Source organism: Rhizobium mesoamericanum STM3625, from assembly GCF_000312665.1.
GTDB classification, from domain to species: Bacteria; Pseudomonadota; Alphaproteobacteria; order Rhizobiales; family Rhizobiaceae; genus Rhizobium; species Rhizobium mesoamericanum.
Genome location: NZ_HF536778.1, coordinates 431,708 through 449,256, shown reverse-complemented (window position 1 = coordinate 449,256; position 17,549 = coordinate 431,708). Strand labels below are relative to the sequence as shown.

14 protein-coding genes and 3 pseudogenes are annotated in these 17,549 nt (G+C 57.2%); 11 read left to right on the top strand and 6 right to left on the bottom strand.

Going from position 1 to position 17,549, the window contains the following annotated elements:
- Positions 1-457: 457 nt before the first annotated feature.
- The 6 genes from BN77_RS30750 to BN77_RS30730 all read left to right on the top strand — a co-directional run bounded on the left by BN77_RS30750 (position 458) and on the right by BN77_RS30730 (position 5,552).
- On the top strand, positions 458-1,747 hold the full coding sequence (locus tag BN77_RS30750; protein ID WP_007539690.1) for an ABC transporter substrate-binding protein: 1,290 nt from the start codon (positions 458-460) through the stop codon (positions 1,745-1,747).
- Positions 1,748-1,767: 20 nt separating this feature from the next.
- A complete protein-coding gene (locus tag BN77_RS30745; protein WP_007539688.1) occupies positions 1,768-2,670 on the top strand; it encodes a carbohydrate ABC transporter permease in 903 nt (300 codons plus the stop codon).
- On the top strand, positions 2,667-3,515 hold the full coding sequence (locus tag BN77_RS30740; protein WP_007539685.1) for a carbohydrate ABC transporter permease: 849 nt from the start codon (positions 2,667-2,669) through the stop codon (positions 3,513-3,515). Before BN77_RS30745 ends, BN77_RS30740 begins: the two co-directional genes overlap by 4 nt.
- 3 nt (positions 3,516-3,518) lie before the next feature.
- On the top strand, positions 3,519-4,583 hold the full coding sequence (locus BN77_RS30735) for an ABC transporter ATP-binding protein (protein WP_007539684.1): 1,065 nt from the start codon (positions 3,519-3,521) through the stop codon (positions 4,581-4,583).
- Positions 4,513-4,941 carry an MFS transporter gene (locus BN77_RS33170; protein WP_341872177.1) on the top strand — a complete coding sequence of 143 codons (429 nt, stop codon included), beginning with the start codon at positions 4,513-4,515 and terminating at the stop codon, positions 4,939-4,941. Before BN77_RS30735 ends, BN77_RS33170 begins: the two co-directional genes overlap by 71 nt.
- 407 nt (positions 4,942-5,348) lie before the next feature.
- Positions 5,349-5,552 carry a hypothetical protein gene (locus BN77_RS30730; RefSeq protein WP_007539682.1) on the top strand — a complete coding sequence of 68 codons (204 nt, stop codon included), beginning with the start codon at positions 5,349-5,351 and terminating at the stop codon, positions 5,550-5,552.
- Positions 5,553-6,088: 536 nt separating this feature from the next.
- Here the strand turns inward: BN77_RS30730 and BN77_RS30725 are convergent.
- The 4 genes and pseudogenes from BN77_RS30725 to BN77_RS30720 form a co-directional block, all read right to left on the bottom strand.
- The gene (locus tag BN77_RS30725) at positions 6,089-6,760 is read right to left on the bottom strand and encodes a calcium-binding protein (protein WP_007539680.1); all 672 of its coding nucleotides are present in this window, start codon (positions 6,758-6,760) and stop codon (positions 6,089-6,091) included.
- Entirely contained in the window at positions 6,757-6,897 is a 141-nt protein-coding gene (locus tag BN77_RS35785; protein WP_328285769.1) for a hypothetical protein, read from the bottom strand. Before BN77_RS35785 ends, BN77_RS30725 begins: the two co-directional genes overlap by 4 nt.
- A gap of 684 nt (positions 6,898-7,581) precedes the next feature.
- Positions 7,582-7,847: pseudogene (locus BN77_RS33160) on the bottom strand (transposase); the annotation flags it as partial.
- A gap of 291 nt (positions 7,848-8,138) precedes the next feature.
- A complete protein-coding gene (locus BN77_RS30720) occupies positions 8,139-8,858 on the bottom strand; it encodes a hypothetical protein (RefSeq protein WP_007539676.1) in 720 nt (239 codons plus the stop codon).
- Positions 8,859-9,303: 445 nt separating this feature from the next.
- Here BN77_RS30720 and glmS point away from each other — a divergent pair, with 445 nt between their 5' ends.
- The 5 genes from glmS (at position 9,304) to BN77_RS35455 (ending at position 16,443) form a co-directional block, all read left to right on the top strand.
- Positions 9,304-11,130: a glutamine--fructose-6-phosphate transaminase (isomerizing) gene (gene glmS, locus BN77_RS30715; protein ID WP_007539674.1), complete on the top strand. Its 1,827-nt coding sequence runs from the start codon at positions 9,304-9,306 to the stop codon at positions 11,128-11,130.
- 71 nt (positions 11,131-11,201) lie between these two features.
- Entirely contained in the window at positions 11,202-11,732 is a 531-nt protein-coding gene (msuE, locus tag BN77_RS30710; RefSeq protein ID WP_007539672.1) for an FMN reductase, read from the top strand.
- A gap of 273 nt (positions 11,733-12,005) precedes the next feature.
- Positions 12,006-13,079 (top strand): efflux RND transporter periplasmic adaptor subunit, encoded by a 1,074-nt coding sequence (locus tag BN77_RS30705; protein ID WP_007539669.1) that lies wholly within the window; start codon positions 12,006-12,008, stop codon positions 13,077-13,079.
- On the top strand, positions 13,079-16,249 hold the full coding sequence (locus tag BN77_RS30700; protein ID WP_007539667.1) for an efflux RND transporter permease subunit: 3,171 nt from the start codon (positions 13,079-13,081) through the stop codon (positions 16,247-16,249). The genes BN77_RS30705 and BN77_RS30700 overlap by 1 nt, the downstream gene beginning before the upstream one ends.
- Positions 16,198-16,443: a type II toxin-antitoxin system RelE/ParE family toxin gene (locus BN77_RS35455; RefSeq protein ID WP_081593648.1), complete on the top strand. Its 246-nt coding sequence runs from the start codon at positions 16,198-16,200 to the stop codon at positions 16,441-16,443. Before BN77_RS30700 ends, BN77_RS35455 begins: the two co-directional genes overlap by 52 nt.
- Before the next feature lie 117 nt (positions 16,444-16,560).
- Here BN77_RS35455 and BN77_RS30690 read toward each other — a convergent pair.
- Positions 16,561-17,034: pseudogene (locus BN77_RS30690) on the bottom strand (transposase); the annotation flags it as partial.
- A gap of 247 nt (positions 17,035-17,281) precedes the next feature.
- Positions 17,282-17,513 (bottom strand): annotated as a pseudogene (locus BN77_RS33140) (IS110 family transposase); the annotation flags it as partial.
- Between the last annotated feature and the right edge of the window lie 36 nt (positions 17,514-17,549).

Here is a 17,549-nt window from a genome sequence, read left to right as displayed (position 1 = left end):
GCCAGCCGGCATACGAGAATCGTTGACCCGGTGTTTGCTTCCCGCGAGCGGAGCTTATCAAAGTATATCGGACGTTACGCGACCTACGGCATTTCGGCTAAATGTCCCTAGTCTGATCTAGGTCCACGCGCTCGCAGTAACGCCAAGCATGAAGGTCCTACATCCATCAATCCATTTGTGCGAGTGCGCGCGTAGATAAGATCCTATAAAGTTGCATCGCACGATATCGCGCATTTTTAGACTTGACTGCACGCGAACGTGCATATCATATGTTGGCAACTGGGGAGGCCAGTGATGGTGGAGCGGAGCATGAAACTGTCCAGGAGAGTCTGTGGGCTGTCACTGCCTGCGCGTAAGGTGTTCAGTCAGCCTTAGGGCGCGCTCAATACCAAAAGATTCTCTTCACCAAAAGATTCTCTTCCCGGCCCGAAATTCAACAAGAAAAGGGGTTCAACCAATGCAATCGATCATTTCTCGTCGTCACCTTCTGAAGACTACCGGAGCCGCTGTTGCTGCGGCGACGGCCAGTAGTCTTTTCGGCCGCTACGCGCAGGCGCAAGACGCCGAACTGTCTGTGTTCGGCCCGCTACCGCCAGATCCCGCTCCTCCCGGAGCGGCGAAGTTTGCTGAGGCGGCATTCGAAGCGTGGAAAGCGGCAAATGCGACGTCCGTAAACTATGAGATGCTGGCGTGGCCGCAACTTCATGACCGCATGGCAACTGCCTTCGCATCGGGATCCGCACCTTGGGATATCATGTACATGTGCGCGTGGGTCCCCGAGTTCGAAAGCTTCCTCTATCCTTTCGTCGACGATCTCCCGGCCGAATTGATCGCCGACCTTCCGGAGTCCAGTTTTAAGACGGTCACGTGGAAGGGCAAGCGCTATGGAACCGTCTTCACGCTCTCGCTGCTCAATCTCTTCTATAACAAAGAGCATCTTGAACAGGCGGGTATCAAGGAGCCCCCAAAAAATTGGGACGACTTCAAGCGATTTACGAAAGAGTTGACCCGCGACGGACGTTTTGGCTACGTCTCGAACTATGCGGAGGCGGCCGGCATCGGCGGGGCCGCGAGCTACTGGATGGCATTTCTGCAGCAGGCTGGCGGTACGATGTACGGCGAAGACGGCATGCCGGTCTTTAAAGGTGATGCCGGCGTCGATGCTCTCCAGATGATGCTCGATCTGAAGGCGGCCGGAACCGAGCCGGGTTCGATCTCCTACGCCGGGATCAATGACGCCACCAACGTCTTCTCATCCGGTCGCGCGTCGATGATGATGAACTGGCCATTTATGTGGGCGACGGCGCAGGATCCCAAACAGTCGAACATCGTCGGAAAGATGGGCGCTACGATACTTCCTGCGGGCCCTGCAGGTTCCGCCTCGATCGACGGCACGGACGCCTGGACGATTAGCAATGCCAGCCAACATCCTGACAAGGCCCGAAAGCTGGTTGAGTTCTTTATGTCAAAAGAAATTCAGAAGCGTCAGGCACTCGATACCGGGTGGTTGCCGTCTCGACTGTCTGTCCTGGGTGATCCGGAGGTCCAGGCGGCACTGCCGATCGCAAAGGTGGTGCTTGAGCAGGCGCAACACCCCTATGAGAGTTTTGTCACGCCAGACTTTACCGAGGTAACGCAGGCGATTGGCACTGAAGTTCAGAAGGCGCTGCAAGGACAGAAGACGGCTATGGAGGCCATTGCTGAAGCGCACGATCTGGTGACGGCGATCGTCAAACGTCGCGGATGATGTCCCCAGAGGTGATATAGATGGCCACAACATTCGAGAAACGCCGACAGATGGTCGGCGTTGTTCTTATCGCGCCTGCACTAATCGTCATAGCCGGGATCCTTGGTTATCCGATCGTAAGGTCGGCATTGCTCGCGCTCCATGACGTCAAGCTCAGAGCCGGCAAACTCGATCAGGTCTGGGTTGGACTGGCGAACTTTAGGCAGATGTTTTCTGACCAAGGTCTGCAGCACGCCGCATTAAACACGCTTTACTTTTCCGCAATGGAGGTCATCCTCGTTGTCGGGATCGGTTTGGGCGTTGCGCTGCTTTTGAACCAGCCACAGGGCAGAAGTGGGTTTCTAAAGATATTGCTTGTTGTCCCTTGGGCAATCGCCCCGGTGGCCAACGCCGTGCTGTGGAAGTGGATTCTCAACTCCAACTACGGGGTTTTGAATGCCCTGCTAAAGACACTTGGGCTGATTGATGGCTACCAGGTCTGGCTGGGGACGCCGTTCAGTGCATTGAATTTCCTGCTTCTCGTCGACGTATGGAAGTCTATACCTTTTGTCACACTCCTGATGCTGGCGGGTCTCCAGCGGGTGCCTGTCGCCCTGCACAAGGCAGCGTACATGGATGGCGCAAACAGCTTCCAAAGCTTTCGCTATATCACACTGCCAGCCATCAAGGACGCTATCGGGATTGCAGTGATCCTCCAGACGATCTGGTCGCTACGGGTATTTGACATCATTTTCGTTCTCACGCGTGGGGGCCCCGCTGACGGAACAGTGCTTCTGAATTTCCTGGCCTACCGGGTCACGTTCAATTTCCTTGATATCGGCTACGGCGCGGCAATCGCGAACGTCATCTTCATCCTGACGTTCATGCTTGCCATTGGCTATCTGTGGCTCCTCAAACCCAAGCCCACGGCAGGTGCAAAATGAGCTTTCAGGCCTATCGCAACGGCGGGCCAGTCAAAAGGGTCGCTGTCTATTTCGGGTTGACGGTGTTTGTTGTCTGGTCAATTGCACCGATCGTATGGCTTATTGTGTCGAGCCTGCTGGAACAAAGTGCGTTGATCGCCCAGCCACCGGATCTTTCGCCATCCAACTTTACGGTCGACAACTTCGTCACCGTGGCGGCATCTGCAGCTGCGCTCGGGCGTGGCGTGGTAAACTCGCTCATCGTCTCGCTGTTCTCCACGGCACTCGCCCTGGCTTTGGGAGCACCGGCAGCCTACGCGCTCGCTCGCCTGTCCGTTCCCTTTTCGAATGCGCTCGGGTTTATCATTCTTGCAACACAGATGCTGCCGGGGATCGCGATTGCAATACCGCTGTTTCTGATCATCAGCTATTTGGGCCTGATCGACAGCGTGCTGACCTTGGGCGTCGTTTATCTGTCGTTCAACCTCCCGATCGTCATCTGGATTTTGCGCGGATTTTTCCTCAGCATTCCCGTCGGGATCGAAAAGGCAGCAGCCGTCGACGGCGCGGGTGTACTGCGAACGTTCTGGTACATCATCTTGCCGATTTCGATCCCCCCTATGGGAGCAGCCGCCGTGTTCGCGTTCATTGAGGCGTGGAACGAATTCTTCTTCGCTTTGATACTGACACGACAGAGCGCGCAAACAGTGCCGCTCGCGATCGCCCAGTTTGCGGGACAATATCAAACAGTGTTCGGGCAGATGATGGCGGCTGCCGTGATCAGCGTCGCGCCCGTCATCGTGATCGCAACAATCTTCCGGGACCAGATCATCCGCGGTTTCGCCGACGGCATGATGAAAGGATAGACAGTGACTGACGTAAGGTTGAAAGAGGTTTCCAAACGCTTCGGTAGCTTCCAAGTCTGCCACAATATCGATCTTGATATAAAGGCAGGCGAATTCATCACGCTTCTGGGCTCGTCCGGTTGCGGCAAAACCACCACCCTCAACATGGTCGCGGGCCTTGAAGACAGCACCTCCGGTGACATTCTGATTGGCGGAAGACGTGTCAATGACTTGTCGCCGGTCGAGCGCGACGTGGCGATGGTGTTCCAGAACTATGCGCTCTATCCGCATATGACAGTTGCGCAGAATATCGGGTTTACGCTGAAGATGCGCGGCGTCGCCGCATCAGTGATCCGGGAGAAGGTCCAGAAACTTGCAGCCTCTCTGGAACTCGACCATGTACTTGAGAGATTTCCAGCGCAGCTCTCCGGGGGGCAGCAACAAAGAGTAGCGATCGGCCGCGCCCTCATTCGAGAGCCGCGTATCTTCTTGTTCGATGAGCCATTCTCGAACCTTGATGCTTCGCTCCGAGTAAAGATGCGCACGGAAGTCAAGCAACTACATGTGCAGCAGAACGTGACTTCGATTTTCGTGACCCATGACCAGGAAGAGGCGATGTCGATATCGGACAGGATCGCCGTCATGTATCGCGGGCGCGTTGAGCAGTTTGGCACCCCCGAGGAAATCTATGCACGACCGGCCACCCGTTACGTCGCTTCGTTTATCGGGAGCCCGCAGATCGAGCTCCTCGATGGGGTTTTAGCCGAAGCAAACGGATCTATGTTCATTCGTGCCGGCGAGCAGACGCTTCCGGTGAACGTTGCTCCACGCAATTTCAAGGTCGGCAGACCAGTGGAGTTCGGCGTTCGGCCGGAGCACGTTCGCCTCGGTGAAACCGGACTTGAAGGCCGGGTGCATATGCTTCAGCCGGTCGGGCCGGCGACCCATGTAAACATCGATACAGCGGCTGGCAAGTTCACTGCAAGCGTGCCGGGCTTCCTCCAGGCTAAAACAGGTGATGCAGTCAAAATCGATATTCAGGCGCCGCATGTGCATGTATTCGACAAGGAAACAGGTGTTCGACTTTGAAGGTCCGTTAGTTATAGATGGCGGTGGTGTCTGCGTTTCCTCGTTAACAGGAGGCCACCGGTTCTGCCCTATGTATACGCAGGCAACCGGTTGCCGCATCGGATCGTGCCGCACGCACGACTGGCCACCCCGGCGAGATCTTCGAAAGGCTTCCCGTTGGACGGAAACGTTCCGCACGCCAACGTCGATGGATTTCCTGCGTCTGCATCATCGTCGCTCACCGTCCGATCAGGAGGTCATCCAGCTTATCTCCGCTTTGCATATCAGTGACAAGCCTCCGGAAATCAATCGTGTGATTGTGGGCATGACAGGCGCCCGACGGATCGGAGCTAACGCGCCTTTCGCGTTCGTGAGGTGATCTTGCGATGATGCCAGCTATCGAGCAGCATCAACGGTTCTATAATGGAACCAGCCGGAAACGAAATCTCACCGCCATTCGGACCCCGGAGAATAGCCGAAAGTCCAACGTGGCTCCTGGCCTGGGAGGGGCATCAACGCCTGCCATTAGGTTCACTCGGCTGTTGTCGATCCCTGCTCGACGACGGCCGTTTCCCTCTCGGCTTTCTATACCGGTCGTGCCGCAGCTCGGCTTAGCGCCCATCCTCCTCGCCGGCCACGGGGTAAATCTCTAGTGGCCATTCTTCATCCCAACGCTTCGCGCGCCATAGCGAAAGTCATGAACATGCGCAGCCGCGGTCGAGAGCGAGGCCACGTGGTAGCGGCGCGAGACCTCCATGAATTCTTATAAATTGCTTGGAGAGGATGATGGCGAACACATTGCCCCTTTGCCCCCTGCAAATGAACTCGCTTCGGTGGCTGAAACAGGGCCGCACGCTTGAAGAGGTTGCCATAATCGAGGGCCGAAGTATCGGTGACATAGAGCGTTGTTTGGCCGATGCATTGGTGCTGCTCGGCGTGGCGTCGATCGAGGAAGCCATTCTCAAGATCGAACACGCTCAATCGGAGTAAGCATAATGATGCAGCTCCTAACCTGCTAAGGCTCCTGCATCACCTGCAAGAGGCTTGAACCTGCCAACGTTCGGAGGCTAATCAAACGTTCGTTCGAGGCAACTCACAGTATTGCCGTGACCGCCTGGGATTCTCAGTTGCGGCCGGAGCCACTTGCTGGCAGCCCCGGCGATGACGCATGGCTACTGGCCCGCCCCGCTTTGATCAAACGCGACCGCCTCCCCACGGCAACGTGACATCGCCTATGCACCGGCCGCTGGACGATTACGAGAACCTCAATGGTGCCATGTGCCGCAAGGAAGCCCGTACCCTGTCGCAGTCATTGACGCTGCGACAGGTGCGTCGGCTGCTGAAGCGGATACGAGCTGGAGGCGCAGCGTCAACCCGGCACAAGGCGATAGGCCGACCGTCGAACACCGGATCATGCAAAGGATTTTCGCGGCCTAACCGCGGTTTCCCGACGCGGGAACCTGAACAAGCGGAAGCGACGCAGCAACTGGAGGCTTGGCGCGCGAACCCGCCCAAGCATCCTGCGATCAGACAAAGGTGAAGTCGGAGGGGGTAAGGTGCATGTTAGCCAGGTCTGAGACGCTACCTACTTCCGACAAGTGGGCGAAGACATCCACGTGATTAGGCGAAGTAACATACGCTAAATCGACGGTCCTGGTATCGGCGTTGTGGTAGACGATGATGTCGCCGGCGCTCTCTCCGGATATAGCGCTCGTTGCGTCAGACCCGCTGGCGAAACTCTGGTCTGTGATTACCACGACGTGTTCACCGCTCGCACCCGAGGCCTTGCCCTCATAGAAGGTATCAACGGTGGAACCCGCCTGAAGGTCGGCGTGATTGATAAAGTTCGCACCACTATTATCGTTGCCCAATCCCTTCACATCGAAAGCGAAAGTATCTTGAGCCGGGTTAAAATCCAGGATCGTCGATACCGGTTCCGGGATTGGCCCAAAATAAAGCCCCGGCTCTGGAGTGCCCGGCGTCGGATTGTGGAACTGGAAAACGAACGTGTCGGAGCCTTCGCCTCCTGCCAACGAATCCCTACCGTCCCCCACGAAGAGTGTGTCATTGCCTCTTCCACCATCGATATAGTCGTCGTCGTGACTAATGATGCGCGGCTGGTCGTGCCCATTGTCGCCGGAGAGAATGTCGTTACCGTCATCGCCATGGATTTGATCGCCGCCCGGACCACCGATCACATGGTCGTCCCCCCTCCACTGAACACGCGGTCGGCGCCCGCACGAGCGTAGATCTTGTCATCGCCACCTTTGCCAACGATCATATCGTTACCATTGCTGCCCTCGATGATATCATTGGATTCTGTTCCCAAATACATGCTTCTAAAGCTCCTAATGTTACTAGGTTTGGTTATTACGGGACTCCCTATAACCGCGACCACCCACTCTGTGAAATTCTCTGTTTGAATACAAAGCATCGACGGAACGGATGATTAAGCGCACATCAAGAACAACGTTGGCCTCCCGTGGTGCCGATTAAAAAGCTCGATCCGATTCTACGGCTGGTTCTCAAATCGGGTTTGTCACGTTGGCACGATTTGTGGTCAGGTCGTGAATTGGCTCTTTGAATGCGAATGATTGTTAAGCGTCTTTTGCTCCACGCCCGGTTACTGTCTTTCCGAGGCCGTTAAGTGTGCGGCCGGGCACCCACTGGTCGACTGACAAGGTTACGGCAAATCACCGTCCGTCACTGGGACATCGGGGACTGTATTGATGGGGTTGTCTTCTCTGTTCGGCGTGGTGAGGTCAAACACCTTCTGACTGTCCGTAGCTACGGTTATTGATGTCTTCGCAGTATCGCGCTTCTCTCCGGGATCCACTGTGCGGCCCTCACACTATGGGACCAGAAGAATGAGGCGGAACAATTTAATCGGCGACCTGATCGCAAAAAACGACCGTACTAAACAACCACGCGAACTCACCATCCGTCGTCCTGCGAAGGACATCTTTCCACCGGCGGCGAAATCTTCTTGTCTCCTTTTTCTCGTTACCCTGATTGCTAACTACGCAGCAACAGGCAGCCTCTCCTGTGTCCAGCAGAATTCGGTTCCGTCACTCCACAATGCAATGCATGATCACCGCAAGCCGTCGGGCCAAGGCTACAACCGCCTTTTGCCTACCGCGGCGTTTGGCGATATTCATCGCCCACGCTTTTTAGCCACGACAATTTCTTAATGGTTACAAGCAGGACTTGCGCTGCTTCGTACAGCAGGGATCGCATCATCGCGTCACCGCAACAAGATACCCGCCCGCCCCGTTTGCTTTCACCAACTCGTTCAGTCTCGGCGCTATTATGGACGCGTCGAACGGCGGCTGGCTTTGGGTCGCCAGGTTGATGAGAGTGAGGTCGCCGCAAGGTTCAAGAACGGTCCTTTTACGAAGACCGAGAAGGAGCGAACCAACGTCAAGCGCCCATCGACAACACCGAATAGGACCGACCCCTGCAAGCTCGCCGGGTACAAACGCCCCCGACGAGCTTCGGCAACGGCGACGCTGTCTTACGGTCGATCGAAAATACCGTCCCGGGCGCTGCGCTTTTGGTCGTAGCGCTAATGGGCAGCTAGTGGGCAAGCAGAGGTGGAGCAGGGAAGTCCAGTACATTGCTCGTATAGCTTTCGACCAGCGCACTGAACGGAGTGCCGTCCTGAAGCTTCAGCACTGCATGATGTTCGAGAAGAAAGGGCGGTAGTACAAGAGATGATCCCGTTGCGGGTGTCGGTAGCTCCTTTTCTACGTCCCATCCTTCTGGAAGAGGGGACCACAGCAAATTGGAAGATAGATTTGTGCGGGTGAAATTAAGAGATTGGACGGCTCTGCCAAAGGCGACGTCGCTCGTATTCAACGCTTTATTCATGTCCATTGTCAGCCTTGCCGGAACATACCAATTGTCGGCCTCAGAAAGGACGCGATTGCCGCAAACGAGGCGGACATGTCGGTAGGCGATGGGCTCGTCGGGGCCGACCGCCAGAAGTTCTCGGATGCGGCTATCGACGGGCTTGTCTCGGCCGCGAACCCGCTGTGCAACGATCTTAGAACCTAGCGGTGCGAGCTTGTGTCCGGCACACCAGCGATCGAGCGTCAAAGTGGCGCTAGCATTACTCAGGAGATTTGCATTCAAGGTCTGCAGAATCGCAAGTGCCTCAATCCGTGCCGTTGGCGTGTTAGGCCATTGCACCGTGGTGAACGAATCCTGCGCCGATATGCTATGCGCGGCCAGCATGATCGCAGCAGCAGGTGCAAATGCGATAACCCGTATAAACTTCCAACAGTAAATTGACACGAAAAGTCATCCTTTGTGGCGAGTTTGATGAGCGTTGAGACGATTTTTATTGCCAGGGAGGCTTTCCCACAAGCCCCGCTCGAAGGGGACTCCTAGAACGCGGTGTGAGCGGACGCTAGGATGATGGGGGCCGCCTCGGACATAAACCGGCCGGTTTCCAAAGGCAGGAGTAACGTCCGTCATAATGCCTCAGCAGCCATCACTGGTGCCATGACAATCCATGACGTAAATGGGTGCGATCCAAAGAATCGATTTTTCCAATAAGTCGAGTGCCGTTAGAACGCGTTGAATTTTACTTAGCGCGACAACATGACGGTTTTGCCACGAAGTTCCGACGGAATTTTAGCTGTCATGGCGATCAAAGACTGATTGTAGCTTCGCTCACTCCAGACTGACGGGACTAGGTGAGCGCGTTGTGGCCGATATGCGAAAACGCGGAGAGTGTATGTGCGGGATTGTGGGTATTGTCGGCCATCATCCGGTTTCGGACCGGCTGATAGACGCATTGAAACGCCTTGAATATCGTGGCTACGATTCGGCGGGCGTCGCGACGATCGACGGTGGAGCGCTCCATCGCCGGCGCTGTGAGGGCAAGCTCTTCAATCTTGAGGCAAAGCTGAAAGAACAGCCTCTGGCGGGCACAATCGGCATTGCCCATACGCGCTGGGCAACCCATGGCGCGCCGACGGAACGCAATGCCCACCCCCATTTTAGCGACGGCATCGCGGTCGTCCACAATGGGATAATCGAGAATTTCACCGAATTGAAGGATGAGCTGACCGCGGCCGGCGCCGAGTTCCAAACCGACACCGACACGGAGGTCATCGCGCATCTCGTGGCAAGACTTCGCCGGGACGGCATGGGCCGGCGCGAAGCTATGCATGCGATGCTGAAGCGCGTCCGAGGCGCTTACTCGCTGGCTCTGCTTTTCGAGGAAGACCCTTCGACTATCATGGCTGCCCGTAATGGCCCGCCGCTCGCGATCGGTCACGGAAGCGGCGAAATGTTCCTCGGGTCGGACGCGATTGCGCTGGCGCCCTTAACCAACGAGATCACCTACCTGATCGACGGAGATTGGGCGGTCATCGACAAGACTGGCGTCCGTATCTTCGATATCGACGGCGAGGTCACCACCCGACCGCGGCAGATCTCGCTGGTGACGGCCCCTATGATCGACAAGGGCAACTATCGCCATTTCATGGAGAAGGAAATTTACGACCAGCCGGAGGCCATCTCCGATACCCTCAGCCATTACATCAACTTCAGCGACAATAAGGTAGTCGCGGTTTGGCGCGACACGGTCTTCGCCAACGTGCAAAGCTTGGCGATCTCCGCCTGCGGCACTGCGTACTTTGCCGGGCTGATCGGCAAATACTGGTTCGAGCACTACGCACGTCTGCCGGTCGAAATCGATGTCGCGTCAGAATTTCGGTACCGCGAAATCCCGTTCTCGCCACAGGTGGCAGCTCTCTTCATCTCACAATCGGGCGAGACGGCCGATACACTTGCTTGCCTACGCTATTGCAAGGAGCACGGCTTGAAGACCGGTGCAGTCGTCAACGCGCCCGAATCGACGATAGCACGGGAGTCCGACACTGTGTTCCCGATCTTCGCCGGTCCTGAGATTGGCGTTGCGTCTACGAAGGCCTTTACATGCCAGCTCGCCGTTTTGGCTGCGCTCGCGGTTGCTGCTGGCAGGGCGCGTGGCACCCTTACGGAGAAGGAGGAACAGACACTGGTCGGCCGGCTTGCCGAGGTGCCGCGCGTCATGGGGCAGGTGCTCAACAGCATCCGACCAAGGATCGAGCTTCTGTCGCGTGAATTGGCAAAGTGCCGCGCCGTACTCTATCTTGGCCGCGGCACGAGCTTCCCTTTGGCCATGGAAGGCGCCCTGAAATTAAAGGAGATTTCCTATATTCACGCGCAAGGTTATGCTGCCGGCGAACTGAAACACGGTCCGATTGCTCTCATCGACGAGAACATGCCGGTTGTCGTGATCGCACCGCACGACCGCTTTTTCGATAAGACCGTTTCCAACATGCAGGAGGTTGCGGCCCGCGGCGGACGGATCATCTTGATCACCGATGAGAAGGGCGCTAGCGCCTTGAAGCTCGACACGATGCAAACAATCGTTCTTCCAAATGTGGACGAGATCATAGCGCCGATGATCTTCTCGCTGCCGATCCAATTGCTCGCCTATCATACCGCCGTGTTTGCGGGCACTGACGTCGATCAGCCGCGCAACCTGGCGAAATCAGTCACCGTCGAATAGGCCGTGGTTTCCGTAAGGGACGAATGACAGAGTGTAGATGACTTATATCTGCTGAGCATTTGGAGATCGACATGCCGCAAACGAAGATAATTGGCTTCTCGGGCAACATAACACGACCGTCCACGACGCGCACATTCGTCGACCATATCGTCGGGCAATTGGCAATCAAAACGCAAGCGGTGGCGCAGTCCTTCGATGTCGATGACCTTGGACCTTCACTGTTGAAAGCCAAACGGATAGACGACCTCAGCGCTAAAGCGCGCGGGGTCGTAGACCAGATGCTAGAGGCAGACGTCCTGGTCGTAGGCTCACCCACCTACAAGGGCAGTTACACCGGCCTATTCAAGCACTATTTCGATTTGCTCGATCCAACATCGCTGAGGGGCAAGCCTATCATCATCGCTGCGACGGGCGGGGGCGAGCGTCATTCGCTTGTCGTCGAGCATCAGTTGCGTCCTCTGTTCGGGTTCTTTGAAGCGCTTGCGATGCCGACCGCAATCTATGCCACGCGTAATGACTTCGCCCACGGAGAGGTGATTTCCGAGACCATCCGCATGCGTGTAGGCCGGGCTGTCGAGGAAGCAGCATACGCAATAGGATGAGCAGACTCAGCAAACGGCGGCGCAACAGGCACTATTGTCCCACGCGAACCTTACGATGCGATTTAGCCGTATTCACCGCCTCGCAGCCGACGAAAAACTGCTGCCTTGGATGGCGCAATAGCCCGACATCACTGGTGTCCCGCTAAGATGTTTTGAATAGTTGAGTTTTGTCACCTTCGAGACCGTCAGGCATTTCAACTTTGCACCACAACAGCCGACATTTTTGACGCCACGGTTGAGCGCGGACACCCGTGAACTGCGAGGAATTGCCATTTGAGAAAACCGTGTATTCTATTCGCTGCCGTTCTTGTCTGTGCAGCACTCCAGTTTCCCTCCGCTAATAGCATGGCTGAACAGGCGGCCGCGCCTGCTCTGACCGTTTCTCTGACGGCGCCGGCAATACGGGACTGGCTGGAAACCGTTCCCGCGAGCGGCTGGCTGAAACCGTGGCAGGAAGCAATCATTGCGTCCGAAACGAGCGGCCTGCGCATCACCGACGTCCTGGTCGATGTCGGCTCGGTGGTCACGAAAGGGCAGACGCTGGCCCGGCTTTCGCAGGACAGCGTGCTGGCAGACCTTCGCAAACAGGAGGCGGCTGTCGTCATCGCCAAGGCAAAGCTGACAAAGGCCAAGGCAAATGCGGATCGTGCACGCCAGCTTCGTTCATCCGGCGCTCTTTCCGACGAGAAGATCACCGAATATTTCGCCGACGAGCAGACGGCGACGGCAAACCTGGCATCCGAGGAGGCCGCGCTCGACAGCGAAAAGATCAAGTTTGCGCAGACGACCATCACCGCCGCCGACGATGGCCTCATAACCTCGCGTTCGGGCGATCTCGGCGAAGTAGTCTCCACCGGCACCGAGCTCTTCCGCATGGTGCGCCAGCAGCGTGTCGAATGGCAGGCGGAAGTATCGGCGCGTTATCTGCCGCGGATTTCGGAGGGTTTGAGCGTTGCGATCAACGGACCGGACGGTCACGCCATTTCCGGCAAGGTGCGGCTGGTCGGCCCCTCGGTCAGCACCGACACCAGCCGTGCGATCGTCTATGTTGCGCTTCCGTCCGAGGTTCGTCCGCGCACCGGCCTTTATGTCACTGGCAATATCGAGCTGCAGACCACACCGGCGCTCACCGTCCCCGAGACGGCGATCGTGTTCCGGGATGGCATCAGCTACGTCTTCACCGCCGGCGAGGACAAGCGGGTGCGACGGGTCCGCGTGGAAACCGGCCGCCGCAACGATGGCGAGGTCGAAATCATCTCCGGCATCGACCGGTCGGCAAAGGTCGTCACGTCGGGCGGTGCATTTCTGTCGGACAATGACCTCGTGAAAATTGCGGAGAAAAACTGATGAATTTCTCCGCCTTCTCGATCCGCAATCCCATACCAGCGATATTGCTGTTTGTGATGTTTGGATTTGGCGGGCTTTGGGCATTCAAACAGCTGGCGGTTCAGTACTTTCCGGACATGGACCTTCCGACCATCAGCGTTACCGCCACGCTCGATGGGGCTGCGCCGACGCAGCTCGAGACGGAGGTTGCCCGCACCATCGAGAATAGCCTCACCTCCTTGAGCCATCTCGATCATATTCTCACAACGATTACCGATGGCACCGTCTCGACCAAGGTATCCTTCAAGCTGCAGAAAGACAGCGAAACGGCCCTCAATGAGGTCCGCAATGCCGTTGATAGCGTCAAGGCCGATCTCCCGGCACAGATGGCGACGCCGATCGTTACGAAGGCCACCGTCCAAAGCTCCGCAGTTGTCACCTATGCCGTCCGCTCGACCGCTCTCAACGAGACCGAACTGTCCTGGTTTGTCGATAACGATCTGACCAAGGCGCTGCTATCGGTCCCGGGCGTCGGCCAGGTCAACCGCATCGGCGGGATCGATCGCGAGATCCACGTCGATCTCGATCCTTCGACGATGTCGTCGTTCGGCGTCACCGCCGCGACCGTATCAGCGCAGTTGAAGGCCGTGCAAGGCGACAAGTCCGGCGGGCTCGGCGAGATCGGCGGCACGCGTCAGACATTGCGCACGCTCGGCGCCGTAGAGTCGGTCGAGGCCCTGAGGGAGCTCACTATACCGCTCGCTAACGGGCAGCAGGCCCGGCTCGACGACATCGCCTCGGTCGAGGACAGCTTCGCCGAGCGCTCCTCGATGGCCTATCTCGACGGTAAGCCGGTGATCGCCGTCGAAATCAAGCGTTCGAACGGGTTTTCCGATAGCAGTGTTTCGGCTGACGTTGACACGGCAATGAAAAATTTTGCAGCGGCGCATTCGAATGTGCAGATCCATGCAGTCTACAGCCTGATCGGATCAATTCTCGGCAATTATGACGGCTCGATGCACATGTTGTATGAGGGGGCCATCCTGGCGATTGTGGTCGTCTGGCTCTTCCTTCGGGACTGGCGCGCGACGATCCTGTCTGCTGTGGCACTGCCCTTGTCGGTCATCCCGACCTTCCTGTTCATGTATCTCGCCGGCTTTAGCCTGAACGTCGTCACCTTGCTGGCGCTGTCGCTGGTGGTCGGAATTCTCGTCGACGACGCGATCGTCGAGATCGAGAACATCGCCCGCCACCTGCAGATGGGCAAGCGGCCCCTCGATGCTGCAATGGAAGCCGCCAACGAACTCGGGCTCGCCGTCATCGCCACCACCTTCACGCTGGTCGCGGTCTTCCTACCGACGGCGTTCATGAGCGGCATACCAGGCCTCCTATTTCGTCAGTTCGGCATCACCGCCGCTGTTGCCGTCGTTGCCTCGCTTGTCGTTGCCCGTCTGCTCACCCCCATGATGGCCGCCTATTTCATGAAGGCTCATCCGTCGGAGCAGAAGGATGGCCGATTTATGCGCGCCTATATGGCGATGGCCAAGGCTGCCCTCAATCACAGGAAGACAACAGTGGCCGTGACTGCCGTCGTCGTTGCGCTTTCGCTTTCCGTTATCCCTCTCTTAAGAACGGGATACCTGCCGGCCGCTGACGACTCGCGGACGCAGATCACGCTCACCCTGCAGCCCGGCGCCACTGTCGAGCAAACCGACGCCGTAACCAGGAAGGCCGCAGATATTCTCAGTGAGTTTCCCGACGTGACGCATGTGTTTGCTGCTGTCGGCTCGGCATCCTCAGGCGGTGGTGCGACGGTCGCAAGGAGCAGTGTCGGGTCTGCCGCGATCGTCGCCACGCTGACGCCGATTGATGGGCGCGACCGCAAGCAGTCGGAGATCGAAAACGATATTCGGCAGGCGCTTTCCGTCCTCCCCGGAGTGCGTGTGGCGGTCGGTATCGGCTACGGTACCAAGCTCGAGTTCACTCTGGCCAGCGACGATGCCAATGCGCTCGATTGCGCCAGCACGGCGCTCGAGGAGCAGCTTCGGACGCTACAGGGCATCGGCGCCGTGACATCGACGGCGGCGAGGCAAGCGCCGGAAATCCAGATCACGCCCGATTTTGCCCGCGCAGCAGCGCTTGGCGTGACGTCGAATGCGATCGCCAGCGCCGTGCGTGTGGCGACGAACGGAGAATATTCTTCCGACTTGCCGAAGCTCAACCTGCCGCAGCGGCAGATACCGATCGTCGTTCGCTTCTCGCCAGAGGCGCGCACCAATCTCGACGACATTAAGAACATGCGCGTGGCCGGCACCAACGGCAATGTCGATCTCGGATCGATTGCCGATATCCGCATCGGCGGCAGTCCTTCGGAAATCGACCGTATCGACCGCATGCGCAATGTCACCGTTTCCGTCGAACTCAACGGCCGCATTCTGGGCGACGTCAACCGCGAGGCGAAGGCGCTGCCGGCTCTCCAGCATCTGCCGCCGGGCGTTACGCTGGTGGAACACGGCGAGCTTCAGCGCAGCTCCGAGCTGTTCCAGAGCTTCGCGCTTGCGATGGCAATCGGTGTGTTCTGCATCTATGCGGTGCTCGTCCTGCTGTTCCAAGATTTCCTGCAGCCGCTCACGCTTCTGATGGCCCTGCCGCTCTCGCTCGGCGGCGCGCTGGTGCCGCTGGTGGTGACGGGGACCAGCTTCTCGATGCCTGCCGTCATAGGCCTTCTCATGCTGATGGGCGTGGTAACGAAGAACTCCATCCTTCTCATCGAATACGCGATCATGTCACGTCGCCGAGGCATGTCCCGGTTCGAGGCGCTCCTCGATGCCTGCCATAAGCGCGCGCGACCGATCGTCATGACCACCCTTGCCATGGCCGCGGGCATGCTGCCGGCTGCGCTCAGCCTGATGGGCGGAGATTCGAGTTTCCGGCAGCCGATGGCGATCGTGGTGATCGGCGGCGTGATGATATCAACGCTGCTCAGCCTCATCATTATCCCGGTCATCTTCACCTTCGTCGATGACCTGCAAAATTTGCTCAAATCGTTCAGTCGCCGAGCGCTTCGACGCCACGCGACCTGCGGGCGAGAGACGGAGTTCAGTAATTTGCCAGGCGATCTCGGCGGCGATGCGGGGAAATCCCTAGAAATGGCTTCATCTCAGCACAAGGTCATCGAACCCACACCTTGATCGGGACTGCAGGCGTTTTTGACGTATGCTTTTCTTTGTCGATCAATCCCACATTGCCGCCAACCCGCGAATGGCATGTGTTCAGAATTCATCCGTTCAAGGCCCATCTTATCGTCTACCGTGTCGAGGAGGACGGAGCAATTTTCGTGATCCTAATACGCCATGGACATGAAGACTGGGCCGGCGAGAAATGAAACCCCGAATTTCCGCCGAGAACCAGCTTCTCAGTGCAAATCAAAACCTCATCCATAGATCGCGGGCGACATCATTTCCTCAATGCCTGCCCCTCCCCTACCCCGCCGCTGGTGGCGCCCGAGCACAGAACCGACCGCCTTTGAATGTGTAAACCGACCAGGAATATCGATGGTTGCCGTATAGTTGAGAGCGACCACGGGGCCGACACCATGGATCGTCGTCAATCGGCGACAAACTTCATCCTCGCGACCAAATCCAAAACCTTCTTGTGCAACTTGGTAAATTCGTCGCGCAGCATTTTGCGTGCAGCCAACAATGGCTGCATGATTTCGTGTAGATCAGGCCTGTGTTCGACCAGCTCATTGATCCGCTCCTCGAATTTGATCTTGCCGACCAATCCGACTTTCAGACTGAAGTTGCGCAACAATCCGCGAATGTCATTCGCGATGGGATGGCTTTTTCCTGCGGTCCGTCTTATTCGGTTGGCTTTCAAAAATACTTTGGCCTGGATCCGGATCACCGGCAATCTTGCCTTGGCAAGTCCTCTGAAGCCATTGCAACGATGGTCCGGCTTCAAGACCGATACATTCAGTGCACAATATGTTTCATGCTGCGCTTCTCCCGTTGATGTTTGAGGCCGTTGAAAGACATGACCTCGTTTTATCATTAGACGCTGCCGGGTGATGGTGTTTCGCGGTCGACATTAGCCGCCGCATGATGGAGCTTCGCGGAACGAGCCTTCCGACTCATTCAGCTGAGACAGCGAGGCAATCCCATCAATGGAATGGCTTGGCTCACGTCCCGGCAGGGACGATTCGGATTTTCAGACGTTGAACGCTATGCGGATTTAGGTTGCGGCTCCCGCATTCGGATCAAAAACTCACCAGTCTTCAGCATTGTGTGCATGATCACCGCAAGTTTGCGCGCCACAGCCACGGCGGCTCTTTTGAAGCCTGCGTTCCCGGAGCTGAAGCCCCTATGTCCGCAGGTAACTCTCCTTTGAGATACGTGTCAGAATGACTGACGCAGCTACGTAGAGAAGCCCACGTAAATGACGGTCGCCGCGGCGACGTCACGTTGTCGGCACCTTAACGGTTGGCGGATA

Bases quoted from the DNA above. Each gene is read 5' to 3' on its own strand.
- BN77_RS30730 (WP_007539682.1), top strand. From the start codon at position 5,349: ATGGCGAACACATTGCCCCTTTGCCCCCTGCAAATGAACTCGCTTCGG.
- BN77_RS30745 (WP_007539688.1), top strand. From the start codon at position 1,768: ATGGCCACAACATTCGAGAAACGCCGACAGATGGTCGGCGTTGTTCTT.
- glmS (WP_007539674.1), top strand. From the start codon at position 9,304: ATGTGCGGGATTGTGGGTATTGTCGGCCATCATCCGGTTTCGGACCGG.
- BN77_RS33170 (WP_341872177.1), top strand. From the start codon at position 4,513: ATGCAGTCAAAATCGATATTCAGGCGCCGCATGTGCATGTATTCGACA.
- BN77_RS30740 (WP_007539685.1), top strand. From the start codon at position 2,667: ATGAGCTTTCAGGCCTATCGCAACGGCGGGCCAGTCAAAAGGGTCGCT.
- msuE (WP_007539672.1), top strand. From the start codon at position 11,202: ATGCCGCAAACGAAGATAATTGGCTTCTCGGGCAACATAACACGACCG.
- BN77_RS35785 (WP_328285769.1), bottom strand. From the start codon at position 6,897: ATGTATTTGGGAACAGAATCCAATGATATCATCGAGGGCAGCAATGGT.
- BN77_RS30700 (WP_007539667.1), top strand. From the start codon at position 13,079: ATGAATTTCTCCGCCTTCTCGATCCGCAATCCCATACCAGCGATATTG.
- BN77_RS30750 (WP_007539690.1), top strand. From the start codon at position 458: ATGCAATCGATCATTTCTCGTCGTCACCTTCTGAAGACTACCGGAGCC.